This window comes from Brevibacterium sp. UBA7493 (assembly GCF_002479565.1).
Classification (GTDB): Bacteria; Actinomycetota; Actinomycetes; order Actinomycetales; family Brevibacteriaceae; genus Brevibacterium; species Brevibacterium luteolum.
The window spans coordinates 38,051-51,289 of sequence record NZ_DLOD01000015.1 but is presented as its reverse complement, the minus strand read 5'-3'; the positions used below and the strand labels follow the sequence as shown (position 1 = coordinate 51,289).

Here is a 13,239-nt window from a genome sequence, read left to right as displayed (position 1 = left end):
GAGCACCCACCAGCGAATGCACGCCTCTTGAGTCGAAATGAGAGACATGATCCGACTGACATCCCTCCGCGCAGCCTGCGGTGGACTGCTGTCCCTGGCCCTGGCCAGCGCCGGTGTCGCCGCGACCGCAGTCCCGTCTGCAGCCGCCCCCGACACCGAGCTCATCACCAGCCGCACCACCGAATGGCGCTACCTCGATGACGGCACCGACCCCGCCGATGGGCTTCCCGGCCGCACCGACTGGACCGCCGCAGACTTCGACGATGCCGCCTGGCAGACCGCTGCCGGCAGCTTCGGCGCCCTGCGCGGGGAGAAGAAGGCACTCTCCGGCGGGCACACCCCGGACAACCTGCTTACCCAGTACAAGGACGGCACGGTCGAAAACCACGAGGCGTTCTTCTTCCGCACCACCATCGACGTCGACGCCGCTGATCTCGAAGGCGACAAGCAGCTGACGGGCTCGGTGCTCTACGACGACGCCGCTGCGGTCTTCGTCAACGGTGAGAAGGTCGCAGGCTTCGACGACGGAGACATCGAGTATCCGGCCGATGGCGAGGGACGCAATCTCGTCTACGGCGGCTCGAACTCCTCGGCGCCGAAGACCGGCCGCATCGACATCGACGCCGATGTGCTCACCGCCGGTGAGAACACCATCGCCGTCCAGCTTCACCAGGGCCGGGCCACCAGCTCCGACATCTACCTCGACGTCGCCGACCTGAGCCTGAGCACACCGGAGGAGAAGCCGGTGCACCACTCGCTGCTGCTGGGCATCGGCTCCGACCCCAGCGAACGCTCCGTCTCCTGGTTCACCACCTCCGGTGTCGATGAGTCCGTGCAGTTCGCAGCCGGTGAGCACACCGAGATGCCCGCCGACGCGCAGACCGCCACCCCGGTCACCCGCGGCTCCAGCGCAGTCGCTGGCGAAGAGTACGTCCACGCCACCCTGACCGGTCTCAAGCCGGGCACCTACTCCTACCGGGTCGGCTCCGCGGCCGGCGGCTGGACTGACATCGAGCAGTTCCGCGTCTACGAGGACACCCTCGAACACGAGTTCACGTTCATGGGCGACGCCCAGATCGGCGCCTCGGGCGACGTCGAGAAGGACCGCGCCGGCTGGCAGGCCACCCTCGACGCGGCCAACGAGATGTACCCGAACGCCCAGTTCATGTACTCGGCAGGCGACCAGGTGCAGACCTACGCCGGTGACGCCGGCGAATACCGCGCCTACCTCGACCCGAAGCAGATGCGCACCCAGGCCTCAGCACAGACCCTGGGCAACCACGACTACAACCGCACGAAGATCCAGGAACTGTACGGCCAGCACTTCCACCAGCCGAACATGTGGGACGGCGACCCGAGCAAGGGCACCTACTGGTTCAAGTACAACGGCGTCCTGCACCTCAACATCAGCACCGAGGACCGCGGCCGCTACGACGACTACCGCGCCTACCTTGAGCAGATCATCGCCGAGCAGTCCTGTCCCGCGTCAAGTAGTTGGCAGGATTTCCTTGGTTTTGAATGTCGGGGTGGTGGGGTCGGCCAGGCCCAGGTGCACCTCCTTGGGCCGGTTCCATGAGATGGCCTCGTGGGGCCGGAGCTCGTTGTACTCGATCCGGTAGTCCTCGGCCCGCTCGGCGAGCACGATCGCGTCGTCAATCTCGTCCAGGTAGAGCCGTTCGTACTTCAGCGTGCCGAAGCCGCGTTCACGGGACCCGTTCTGCCCCGGGGTCTTCACTCGGGTGCGCACGTGGTGTAGCTCGGGGTGGGCGGCGATGAAGGACTCGAAGCGGAAGGACCGGAACGGCCCGCCGTTGTCCGTCACGATGGTCACCACGGGCAACAGCTCACCGGTCTCGGGATCGACCGGGCAGGCCTCGACCAGCGGGTGACCGAACATGGCCTCGTAGTCGGCCAGGGCCAACTCGATCGCGTCGATCGCGTCGTGCTGGTTCCCGGTGGGCGAAACGTGGAAGGGGTGCTCGTACTTGGACCAGTAGTCCCGGCACCCGGCCAGCCGCCAGGTCCCTCCGGTGGTGGTCTCGAACTCGCTGAAGTCCAGCTGCCAGACTTGGTTCGGGCCTGAGGGCTCGGTGGCGAACGCGGCCTTGCGCCGCTCGGCCAGCTTCCGTCGCTCCCGTTGGTACTGCGCGGGCAGAATCAGCCCCTCGTCGCGCAGGATTCGCAGCACGGTCGCCTCGGAAACAACATGCCCGTCGTGGCGGACCATCGCCCAGATCTTCCGATGCCCCCACGCCGGATGGGCCAGCGCGTGCTTGACCACCAGTTCCCTGGCGGCCTGCCGTGCCGGTTGCGGCCACGGTCCCTTCACCGCCGTCCCGGTGCGGGCCTTGGCCTGCCAGCGGCGCCAGGTCCGCTCGGGCATGTCGAAGAGCTGGCAGAACCTCGCGGTCGACATGCCCGCTTCCACGCGGATCACCTCGAGGTCCTCGAAGGGCCCAGCCGGCCCTCCGCGGACTTCTTCCACACCCTGGCCTCCAGGTGCGCCTCGCCCAAGGCCTGGGTCAGCTCGGCGACCTCCGCCTCCAGCTGTTCCTCTCGGGAGGATGGTCCGGACCTGCCGGCCACCAGGGCGGTCTTGCCGGCTTCCAGGAACTCGGCCTTCCACCGTCCGATGGACTGCTCACTGACTTTCTCCTTGCGTGCCGCTTCGGCAATGGACATCTCGCCGGCCAGCACGCTCAGCACTATCCGGGTCTTCTTCACCGCCGGAATCGAGGGTGGTCTACCCATCTCTGACTCTCCTTCAGGACCTACATAACGGCCCTGCCACTAAGTCTGACGCGCGACAGTCCCACGACACCCACTGGACGGTGCTGACGTTCCACCGCTCGATCTTCTCCTCCGGTGCCACACACTCGCAGTCGCTGACGACCAAGGGCCTGCGCGAGGGCATCGCGCCGATCGTCAAGGACCTCGACATCGACCTCGTGCTCGCCGGCCACGACCACAGCTACACCCGCACCCACCTCATGGACGGCACCACACCGGTGCTGCCCGAAGGCGACGGTGCAGGCGCAGCAGCCGAATACGCGGCAACCCCGGACGCCAACCCAGACGACGGCCACGACATCGTCCACCCCAAGGACGGCCAGGTCATCTACATCACCGCGAACTCCTCCTCGGGCTCGAAGTACTACGAGCTCGTGCCGGACGGACTGGTGCCGTGGAAGCACACGAACAGCCAGAACTACACTCCGCAGTTCACCAACGTCGACGTCAAGGAATGCTCGATCACCTCGACGACGATGACGCACACCGGCGATCAGGTCGACAAGGTCGAGCTCGTCAAGGACAAATCGGCCCCGACGATCACCCACCCGGGTGACACGACCGTGCGCCTCGGAGCCGACTTCGATCCGATGGCCGGCGTCGAGGTCTCAGACGCCTGCAGCGACGTGACCGTCAGCGACATCACCGTCACCGGTGAGGTCGACACCTCGACCCCGGGAGACTACGAGCTGAGCTACACGGTCACCGACTCCTCGGGCAATGAGGCCAAGGCCACGCGCACGATCACCGTGGCCGCCGGCGACGACCCGACCGAGAAGCCGACGGACGATCCCACCGGTGAGCCGACGGACGACCCGACGGATCCCTCGGACGATCCGAGCGAGCCGAGCGAAGATCCCACCGACCCGAGTGACGACCCGACTGACAGCGTGCGCGAGCTGACCGTCACCCCGGAGACGATCACCGCCGCCGACTTCGTCAAGGACGGTGCCGTCGAGATCGTCGCCCGAGGCTGCACGTCCGGCAGCACCGCAACCGTTACCGTCGAACCGGAGGGCTCAGGCGTCACCGCGTTCACCGACACGGCGACCGCCGATGAGACCGGTGCGGCCGCGTTCGCCATCTACGGCGAGAACGCCGAGACCCCGGAGGCCTACGTCGGCAGCTACGACGTCACCGTCCGCTGCGAAGGCGGAGACGATCTGACCGGCCGGTTCACCGTTGTCGCCGCAGATGACGGCGATGACGACGGATCCGACGATGATGGCCGGGATGACAACGGCAAGGACGATGACGGCCAGGGCGGCGGTGACCGGGACGGCGACGGCGAGCGCGACGACCGTGACCGCGACTCCGACGGTCGTGAGCTGCCGCGCACCGGCAGCGACATCGGCTGGGCGCTCGCCGCTGGCGGCGGCCTCGTGGCACTCGGCGCCGGCGTCTTCGCCCTTGCCCGCCGCAGGACGAGCCTGAGCTGATGACCCGTCAGCCACCAGCCTGAGTCACAAGCTCAGCCACGGCAGACAGACACGCGGCCGCACCCACCGGTGCGGCCGCGTTCTGCTGTCTGGGCGCCTCAGCCGGCCACCGCCTCGGGCCCGGTGAGCACCGCCTGGGGATCGGTGAGCAGCGCGTCGGGCCCGGAGCTCACGCTGCCGGACGCTGCCGGCCGAGCCGGATGAGCATGAGCGCGTAGTGGATGCCGGCGGCGAGGTGGAGGACGACGCCGGTGCTCAGCAGCACGAGCGCGATCGGCTCAATCGGGGTGTCAGCCAGCTTCGGGGCGCTGCCGAGCAGCAGCAGCGGCAGCCCGGTCATGATGAGTGCGGTGCGGATCTTGCCCAGCCAGGTGACATGGGAGTCCTGGGTGGCGTGCATGCGGGTTGCGCCGACGAGGCCGAGGCCGAAGTCCGTGAGCACGATGACGAGCAGCATCCACACCGGCAGGATCCCGAAGACCGACATCGCCGCGCAGATGAACGCGATGCCCAGCCGGTCGGCGACCGGGTCGAGAACCGCGCCGACGCGGGAGGCCATGTTCCAGCGGCGGGCGATGAACCCGTCGATCCAGTCCGTCGCCCCGAACACCGCCAGCGCGATGGTTGCGAGGATCCGGTCGTCGGGTTCGCGCATGAGCCAGATGACGATCGGGACGAGCACCACCAGCCGGATGACCGAGATGACGTTGGGCAGAGTGAGCACCTCGCGGCGGGCCGGTCTCATGAGGTCAGGTCCTTCTCCACCAGCCAGTCGCGGGCGATCGGCGCAGCCTCGCGTGTGCCGTAGTGGCTGCGCCGATTGAGCTGCTGGAGCTCGGCGATGTCGAGGCGCAGCGCCGCTCGGGCCAGCGCCTCGGTGAAGTGCGGGTGCAGGCTGGGCACGACCAGCGGGGTGACGAGCTGGGCGAGGACGAGCTTGCGCGGATCGGCCAGCACCTGCAGCTCGTCGCTTTCAAGCGCGGGGTCGGCTGCCGGAATGAGCGCCGCCAGCACCTCGCCTGTGGCGAGCATGTCGCGGGCTGCCAGCGTGTCACCGGGGATCGTGTCGATGTACTCGGCTGTGACCTCGTAGGCGTCCTCCAGCCCGCGCGGTCCGTACGGGCGGTGCCGGACGTGGGCGCCGGCGGCGACCTTGACCGGCTCGTCGATGTCGCGCAGCTCGCCGATGTCGACGAGCCGATGCTCCTGACCATACTCGCGGCGGATGACGAAGCACTCATGGTCAGCCGCCTCAGCAGGAGCGAGCACACGCATGTTCGTCGGCAGTGCCGACTGCAGCGCCAGTTGGATCTGGGCGGTGTCGACCTCGCGGATGTCAGGTTTGAAGTACTGCAGCAGGTGCCCGCCGTACTCCGGGAACACCTCGAGTCCGCCGGCCATGAACTGCGGCAGATAGTCCTCCCGCTGACCCAGCTCGAACTTCCGCTCCACCTCCGCGCCGGCGTCCTCGAGCACCTGGGCGAAGATCTCTGCGATGACGATATTCGAGTAGTACGACTGCGATCCCACCCGCACCAGCGTGCCCGGCTCCGGCTTCTCCTCCTGCGGGGCCCGGATGATCGGCTCGGTGAGTCCGCACCCGGACAGCAGAGCCCCAGCTGCCGCCGAGGCGGTGAGTCCGGCTGCGGTCAGAAACCGCCGCCGAGGCAGGGGGACCATGGTCTGGGCACCTGTCCTTTCGTGCCGGGAGGGTGAGGGTGGATGGCTGCCGGGAGGGCTTCGGCATCGAGTCTAGCGAGGGGAGATGGACGCTCGCTGGCCGCATCCCGACAGGGATCGACGCTGGACTGGCGGCATGCGACGCATCGGCTTCCGTCGCCTGCCCGCACCTGCCCGCTTCGACGAACCCAGCGGACAGTGCGCCCGCCAGCTCGTCACCCGCTCCTGAACCGGCCGCGCGGCTGCAGCGGCGCAGGCACATGGCGGCATGCTGGGCCGCCGCACTGCAGCTGAGACGCACCCTTGACCAGGCTCGACGCCCGCTGAAACTATGAGCTTATGGACGCCTCCCTGCCCTTCACCGAACCCCTGACCCCACCTGCCGACGTCGATCCGGCCACGCTCACGATCACCGGCGAGGAGCCTCGGGAGCGGGGCTATGCGCGCGGGCAGGCAGCCGCGGCTGACATCGCCCGCGCTGCGGCCGGGTATTCGGCGCTCTTCACCGCAGGGCAGATCCCGCCCCGGTCTCAGCAGGATGCCGCCGAAGCCTCGCTCACCGCGCTCGAGGCGTGGGATGCCCGTCAGGTCGAGGAGCTGCGCGGGGTGGCCGCCGGTGCCGCCGCAGCCGGCGCGACGTTCGACGGTCAGCCGCTTCAGCTGTGGCATGTGGGCCTGGTCGCCGCCCGCACCGAGATCCTCACCCTGGCTGTCGAACCGACCCCGGAATGCTCGACGATCGCCTACGCCGCACCTGGCCGCACCCTCGGCGTGCAGACCTGGGACTGGCACGCCGAGTTCGCCGGCTACTGGCACTACCAGCAGGTCAGCCCATGCGGGGAGACGGGCCTGTCGCACGCCGGGTTCGCCGAATACGGGATGCTCGGAAAGATCGGGCTCAACTCCGCCGGCGTCGGCGTGATGCTCAACATCCTCAAGAACCGCGACGACGCAGCCGGCGGAGTGCCCGTCCACGCGCTGCTCGCCGGGGTGCTCGACCGGGCGCGCAGCGTCGAGGAAGCTCTCGACATCATCGACTCCGCCCACACCACCTCGTCCTCGGTCATCACCGTCGTCGGCTGCGATGACGCCGTCATGGTCGAGATCAGCCCGCACGGCACGTCCCGGCTGCGCCACGACAGCGAGGTCGTCGCCCTCGACGGTGAGCCTATCGGCCCCCGCACCCCTGCCCCGAACTCTGGACGGTTCCCGGACGGGCCCGGCGGCGGAGACCGGGGGATCACCGCCAGTGGAGGATTCCTCATCCACACCAACCACTTCATCGCGCCTGATCAGCAGGACGGCGCCCTGCCGCTGTCGGCGACGAGCCACTCCGAGGAGCGCATCAGCCTGCTCGACGAGAGGCTGCGCGGCTTCGCCGCCACCACCTCAGCTGTCGGCGGGCCGCACCCGGGTGCCGATGATCTGCTTACCCTCATGTGCACCGGCGACGGTGATGCTCCGGTGTGCACGAGCGCGGATGTGCACGCGCCGTTCGGACGGCGCACCGCCACTCTCGTCACCGTCGCCATCGACCCGAACGCCGGGACCATTCGGATGTCCCCGGGCAGCCCACGCGAGCTGTTCGGCACCGACGCGCCCGGCGCCTCGGGACCGTCCGAGGGCGCACGCCGGGTGACCTTCGAGGTCGGGTGAGCGGTAGGCCGTCGTAAGACACTGAAGCTCCGGGACGCCGCAGTCCCAGCGACCGGCCGTGACCGGCCGGAGAAGGGAAGGAAGCCCGCTGTGGTCAACAGACTTCGCGACGCCAGCAGCCCGTACCTGCGCCAGCACGCCGACAATCCCGTCGACTGGTGGCCGTGGTGTGCCGAGGCCTTCGACGAGGCCCGGTCCCGCGATGTGCCGGTGCTCGTCTCGATCGGCTACTCGACCTGCCACTGGTGCCACGTCATGGCCGCCGAATCATTCGCCGATCCGGACACCGCCGCCCAGCTCAACGCCGACTACGTCAGCATCAAGGTCGACCGCGAGGAGCTGCCGACCGTCGACGCCTACTACATGGACGCCTTGCAGGCGATGCGCGGGGCCGGCGGCTGGCCGATGACCGTCATCGCCGACCACGACGGCCGGCCCTTCTTCACCGGCACCTATTTCCCGCCGCGGCCCAGACCCGGCCAGCCGGCCTTCCGGCAGGTGCTCTCGGCGGTGACCGAGACGTGGAAGACCGAACGCGACCGCGTCGACGGGATCGCCTCTCACCTGACCGATGCGCTGGCGAGCGTGCACGAGAAGGTCGCCGCGAGTCTGCCTGCCGGCACCGCCGCCGAGGCGCCGGGCGCCGAGGAGCTCGCCGCCGCCGTCGAGATGCTCGAAGGGTCCTTCGACGCGCGCACCGGCGGATTCGGACCCGCCCCGAAGTTCCCGCCGCTCATGACGGTCATCCAGCTCATCACCCACATCGCGCGGGTCGGGGTTGGGGACGCTGGCGGCGGTGGCGATTCCGGCAGTGGGGCTGATGCAGGGAGCGCCGCAGATGCTGGGAGCGGCGCTGATGCAGGAAGCGGGGCGCGGGCGCTGCGCATGGTGCGCACGACCATGTCCCACATCGCCGCCGGCGGGATGCGCGATCAGGTCGAAGGCGGCATCGCCCGATACAGTGTCGACGGCCAGTGGCATGTGCCGCACTTCGAGAAGATGCTCTACGACAACGCCCTCTACATCCGCGCGACCACCGCCTGGTTCCGGCTCGAGCAGTGGCTGGCCGACGGGGGAGGAGCCGGTGCTCAGCTCGCCTCCCGGTACGCGGCCCTGGCTGCCCGCGAAGCCCGCGAGACCATCGCCTATCTGCGCACCACACTGACACCTGAGGGCACCTTCGCCGCAGCCATCGACGCCGATTCGCTCGACGACCACGGCCGGTCAGTCGAAGGCGCCTACTACACCGTCGCCGCCGCCGACATGCAGGACGCCTTCCCCACCGGCAGCTTCTTCACCGCCGCCGGCAGCGTCGAGGGCCGCAGCGTCATCACAGCCCCGGTGATCCTCGACTGGCTCACCGACGACCAGACTGGTCAGACCCCACCGTGGGAGGGTGAGCAGGTCGCTGCCGACCGGCAGCTGCTCCTCGACATGCGCGCCGAACGCGCCTTCCCCCACGTCGATGACAAGACCGTCACCGAGTGGAACGCGCTCGCCGTCACGGCCCTGGCCGAAGCCTCGCTCGTCTTCGCTGAACCCGACTATGCTGACACCGCGCGCGAGGTGTTCACCGCCCTGCTGGCCACCGCCGACCTGACGGCCGGCCGGCTGCCGCGCAGCTCTGCGGCAGGGAAACCGGGGGACAATGCCGGCGGGCTGGCCGACTGGGCAGGTGTGGGCCGGGCCGCGATCGCACTCGAGCTCCTCGATGCCGGTCGCCGCTATGCAGCCGGCGACAACCTCGGCATCGCCGTCGCTGCCGCCCGGCACATCCGCTCCCACTTCATCGACACGAACAGCGAGCCGATGCGCTGCACCGACGGCACTGATCCGGTCATCGGCATCAGCACCTCCGACCCGGTCGACAACGTCACCCCGGCAGGCCGCACCGCAGCAGCGGAGCTGTTCCTGCTGCTGGCAGAGCTCATCGTCCCGGCCATCGGCTGGCGGGAACCCGGCGCCGGAGAGACCGGTGACGCCAATGATCGCGAGGGTGATGGGGACGACTGCGACGACCGTTGCAGTGACGGCGACCGCTCCGGCGGCGGAAGCCGGTCTGGGGGAGGCGCGCGCGGCGACCGGGCCGAGACCGGTGGGAAACCGCGGCCGCGCGGCGCCGCAGAGCTCGGCGCTGAGGCCAGCGACATCGTCTACGGGCTGCTGAGCGTCTACGGTCCGCTCATCCAGGAGGCTCCGCGCGGCTGCGGCTGGGCGCTGTACCTGTCCGAACTCCTCGAATCCCGGATGGTGCACGTCACGACCGCCAGCCGCACGCTCGCCGAACGCGCTGCCCGCTATCCGCTCGTCGCCGTCGTTGAGATCGCCGCAGAAGGTCCCGGCGGATCAGTGCCCGAATCAGGGGCCACAGTCTGCCGGGACGCCATCTGCCTGCCGCCGCTGTCCGACGAGCGAGCACTCGCCCGGCAGCTCGACCGGCTCTCCCCGCCGCGCAGCTGAGCGGACCCGGGAGGCGACCACGGCCTCGGAACGAAATCGAAGCCAAGCGGCCGGTCACTGGCCGTTGAGCACGAACTCCGCACCACACGGGTCGGTGACATGGGCGAACGTCCCGAACGGTGTGCTCCCGGTCGCCCCGGTCTTGGCGCCGAGGCGCTCGGCCGCCTCACAGGCGGTCTCGACTTCGGGGTGTGGAAGTAGGTGAGCCAGCGGGAGGACTGCTCCGGGTCCGGCATCGCCGCCGCGTCGGCGAGTCCGCACACCACCGGGCAGGGCGTGCCGTCGTCCAAGGTGCCGGTCGGAGAGCCGTTGGTGACATAGCGGGCGCCGCCGTGGACGGCGCCGGTGCGATCGACGAGCGCCCAGTCGAAGACATTGCGGTAGAACTCCGCGGCGGCGTCGAAGGCGGTGCTGCGGCACTCGAACCAGGCCGGTGTGCCAGGGGTATGCGGCAGGTCGAAACCGGTGATGGTGCCCGGCTGCCACACGTTGACCGTCGCGCCACCGGGATCGTCGACGGAGATGAGAGCGCCGGCCTCGCCGAGGCTCGGGGCCTCGTGCGGCTGGGCGCCGGAAGACTGAGCGCGCTCGGCGGTGCGGCCGAGGTCATCGGAGCGCACGTACCCCCCGAAGCTGCTCGGCCATGGCTGCCCGTCAGGATCGGTCATCCCGCGGGTGTCGACGAAACCGCCGACAGTGTGGCCGGCAGAGGTGATGATGGAGAACTCGTCGGGCCCGGCCGGTGGTGCGAACTCCCAGCCGAAGAGACGGTGGTAGAAGTCCTGCGAGCGGTCCGGATCCGGTGAGCCGAGGTCGAGCCAGCACGGTGCTCCGGAGCGGAAATCAGCAGTCATGGGCAGTTCTTTCACACGCCGTGACCTGCGGCTTCGAGGGCGCTGATGTCGAGCTTGTGCATCTGCATCATCGCCTGGATCTGCTCATCGGTCCGCATGAGCTTGGACATGTTCGCCGGTACGATCTGCCAGCTGAGGCTGAACCTGTCCTTGCATCAGCCGCACTGCTCGGATTCGGGCACGTGCGACAGCGCGTTCCAGTAGTAGTCGATCTCGTCTTGATCTTTGCACTGGACGGTGAAGGAGATCGCCTCGGAGAATGTGAACAGGGGGCCGCCGTCGAGACAGATGAACGAGACCCCGTTGAGGACGAACTCTCCGGTGAGCACTTTGCCCTGCATCCCAGTGAAGTGCTCGCTGAGGGACTCATCGGGGTATTCAGTGATGGAGACGATGCGTGAGTTGGGGAAGACGCTGACGTAGTGCTCCATCGCCGCCCTGGCATTCGAGTCGAACCACAGGCATGGGCTGATCGGGAGGGTGGAGGTCATGGCGTTTCCCTACTGTGATGGGGTGGCGGCGGCCGGGCTGGTCACAGCTCGTTGAGCATGAAGTCGGCACCCTGCGGGTCGGTGACCTGGCAGAAGCGGCCGAACGGCGACTGGCCGACCTCGCCGGTGGTGGCGCCAAGACGCTGAGCGGTCTCCAGCGTCGCGACGAGATCCTTTGAGCCGAAGAAGATCGACCACGTCGACTCCTGGAACTCCGGTGGCAAAGCGGCGGCGTCGACGAGTCCGCAGACGGCTTCGCACTGGGTGCCGTCGGGCAGCGTCCCGGTGACCGAGCCGTTGGTGGCATAGCGCGGGTTGCCCTCCGGCATGCCGTCCATCTCCACGACGGCCCAGTCGAAGACTTCGCGGTAGAAGTCGGCTGAGGCGTCGAAGTCGGTGCTGCGGCATTCGAACCAGACCGGGGTGCCGTGCTTGAGCGGCAACTCGAAGCCGGTGATCTGGTTCGGCTGCCACGCGTTCAGGCATGCGCCGGACGGATCGGCCATGACGGACATCGAGCCGGCATCGCCCGCCTGCTCATGGTCGATGTAGACGGTGCCGCGTTCGCGGGCCTTCGCGACTGTCGAGGCGAGGTCGTCGGTGTGGAGGTAGACGTCGAAGCGCGTGGGGATCTCGCCGCCTTCCGGGCAGGTCATGCCGGAGACATCCATCAGCCCGCCGACGGTGCTGCCATCTGCGGTGATGAGGTGGTAATGGTTCATTTCGGCGCCGAGGTCGTTGAACTCCCAGCCGAAGAGCTCGCGGTAGAAGTCGAGGGAGCCGTTGAGGTCATGGGTTCCGAGGTCGAGCCAGCAGGGAGCGCCGGTGCGGTACTGAGGTGACATGATGCAATCCAATCGCAGTAGGGCCATCGGTCACGGCCGGGTGATGCCAATCTATGACGGTGCAGTGTGGTGATGTGTGTCCGTTTTTGCGGTCTTGCCGGTCAGATACTGGCGGTCGTGGCGGATCAGATGCTTGCGGTCGTGCTGGATCGGATTCTTGCGGTCGTGCCGGTCAGAGGAGGATCAGTGTGGCGGAGCCAGTGCCGGCAGGGCCGTCAGCATGGGAACCGACGGCTGCGGGGCCGGGCCGAAGGTCAGCGTGATGTGCTGGGCTGTGGTCACCGGTGTGCTGTGGCTGGCGACGACGGGGCCGATGGTGCCAGGTGATCGACCACCTCGGCGGCGGCATCGACGCTGAAGCCGAGCAGCCACGGGGCGCCGGCGCACAGGGGGAGGCGGATGCGCTGCTTGCCGCGGCACAGCACACCGGCCCGCGGCAGCCCGATGGGTGCTGGTGTCGGGAACCAGCCGATCCACATGAGCGGCGGCAGGCGCAGCCCAGCAGGCGGGCTCTCGATGTCGATGGTGGCGTGCGCGGCCTTCGGATTGCCGATCGAGAACGGGGCCGGTGAGCAGTCGGCGACCTGGTCGGCGAGCGTGCGGAGGGCAGCCGGGCTGGTGCCGACGGCCTCGCGGAACCGGCGGCTGAAGGAGGACAGGGAGGTGAAGCCGACCTGCGTGCACACATCGACAACGGCGTCATTGCCGGTCAGCAGCAGGTTCTTGGCGGCATGGAAGCGCAGCGCGGCGAGGAACCGGCCAGGCGGGGTGTGCATGGCGGCGGCGAACGTGCGGTTGAAGTGGAAGGGACTGTAGCCGAGGTGGTCGGCGATGTCGGCGACGCTGATGTCCTCCGCAAGGTGCTCCATGGCGAAGGCTGCGGCGCGCACTGCCATGTCGGTGCTCACATCTGTGACAGTACTCTCCGGGCGGGCGCTTGTCACCGGTGGATTCTGATGGCGGGGTGGGGCAAGCCGCGGATGCAGATGGTTGGGGTGCGCCGTGGGTGATCAGCTGGCGCGGT

11 protein-coding genes and 1 pseudogene are annotated in these 13,239 nt (G+C 68.7%); 4 read left to right on the top strand and 8 right to left on the bottom strand.

Going from position 1 to position 13,239, the window contains the following annotated elements; all coding sequences use genetic code 11:
• Positions 1-46: 46 nt before the first annotated feature.
• A complete protein-coding gene (locus B4E96_RS09145; protein WP_286957288.1) occupies positions 47-1,576 on the top strand; it encodes a fibronectin type III domain-containing protein in 1,530 nt (509 codons plus the stop codon).
• Here the strand turns inward: B4E96_RS09145 and B4E96_RS09140 are convergent.
• Together B4E96_RS09140 and B4E96_RS09135 are read right to left on the bottom strand one after the other, a co-directional pair.
• Positions 1,487-2,437: an IS3 family transposase gene (locus tag B4E96_RS09140; RefSeq protein ID WP_165883257.1), complete on the bottom strand. Its 951-nt coding sequence runs from the start codon at positions 2,435-2,437 to the stop codon at positions 1,487-1,489. The genes B4E96_RS09145 and B4E96_RS09140 overlap by 90 nt on opposite strands.
• On the bottom strand, positions 2,434-2,751 hold the full coding sequence (locus B4E96_RS09135) for a helix-turn-helix domain-containing protein (protein WP_286957285.1): 318 nt from the start codon (positions 2,749-2,751) through the stop codon (positions 2,434-2,436). The genes B4E96_RS09140 and B4E96_RS09135 overlap by 4 nt, the downstream gene beginning before the upstream one ends.
• 80 nt (positions 2,752-2,831) lie before the next feature.
• On the opposite strand from B4E96_RS09135, the gene B4E96_RS09130 reads away from it, so the two are divergent.
• Positions 2,832-4,229 (top strand): immunoglobulin-like domain-containing protein, encoded by a 1,398-nt coding sequence (locus tag B4E96_RS09130; protein ID WP_286957284.1) that lies wholly within the window; start codon positions 2,832-2,834, stop codon positions 4,227-4,229.
• A 169-nt stretch (positions 4,230-4,398) separates the two neighbouring features.
• Here B4E96_RS09130 and B4E96_RS09125 read toward each other — a convergent pair whose 3' ends face one another.
• Together B4E96_RS09125 and B4E96_RS09120 are read right to left on the bottom strand one after the other, a co-directional pair.
• On the bottom strand, positions 4,399-4,974 hold the full coding sequence (locus B4E96_RS09125) for a CDP-alcohol phosphatidyltransferase family protein (protein ID WP_259835715.1): 576 nt from the start codon (positions 4,972-4,974) through the stop codon (positions 4,399-4,401).
• Entirely contained in the window at positions 4,971-5,909 is a 939-nt protein-coding gene (locus B4E96_RS09120; protein WP_286957283.1) for an ABC transporter substrate-binding protein, read from the bottom strand. Before B4E96_RS09120 ends, B4E96_RS09125 begins: the two co-directional genes overlap by 4 nt.
• 339 nt (positions 5,910-6,248) lie before the next feature.
• Here B4E96_RS09120 and B4E96_RS09115 point away from each other — a divergent pair, with 339 nt between their 5' ends.
• Both B4E96_RS09115 and B4E96_RS13335 read left to right on the top strand, forming a co-directional pair.
• Positions 6,249-7,565: a C45 family autoproteolytic acyltransferase/hydolase gene (locus B4E96_RS09115; protein WP_286957282.1), complete on the top strand. Its 1,317-nt coding sequence runs from the start codon at positions 6,249-6,251 to the stop codon at positions 7,563-7,565.
• 90 nt (positions 7,566-7,655) lie between these two features.
• Positions 7,656-8,132: pseudogene (locus tag B4E96_RS13335) on the top strand (DUF255 domain-containing protein); the annotation flags it as partial.
• A gap of 1,730 nt (positions 8,133-9,862) precedes the next feature.
• On the opposite strand, the gene B4E96_RS13330 reads toward B4E96_RS13335, so the two are convergent.
• From B4E96_RS13330 to B4E96_RS09095, 4 genes are all read right to left on the bottom strand, one after another.
• Entirely contained in the window at positions 9,863-10,879 is a 1,017-nt protein-coding gene (locus B4E96_RS13330) for a VOC family protein (RefSeq protein WP_349680653.1), read from the bottom strand.
• Between the two features lie 155 nt (positions 10,880-11,034).
• On the bottom strand, positions 11,035-11,370 hold the full coding sequence (locus B4E96_RS09105) for a VOC family protein (protein WP_286957280.1): 336 nt from the start codon (positions 11,368-11,370) through the stop codon (positions 11,035-11,037).
• Positions 11,371-11,411: 41 nt separating this feature from the next.
• Positions 11,412-12,215: a VOC family protein gene (locus B4E96_RS09100; protein WP_286957279.1), complete on the bottom strand. Its 804-nt coding sequence runs from the start codon at positions 12,213-12,215 to the stop codon at positions 11,412-11,414.
• A gap of 278 nt (positions 12,216-12,493) precedes the next feature.
• Positions 12,494-13,123: a helix-turn-helix transcriptional regulator gene (locus tag B4E96_RS09095; RefSeq protein ID WP_259835735.1), complete on the bottom strand. Its 630-nt coding sequence runs from the start codon at positions 13,121-13,123 to the stop codon at positions 12,494-12,496.
• Positions 13,124-13,239 lie beyond the last annotated feature (116 nt).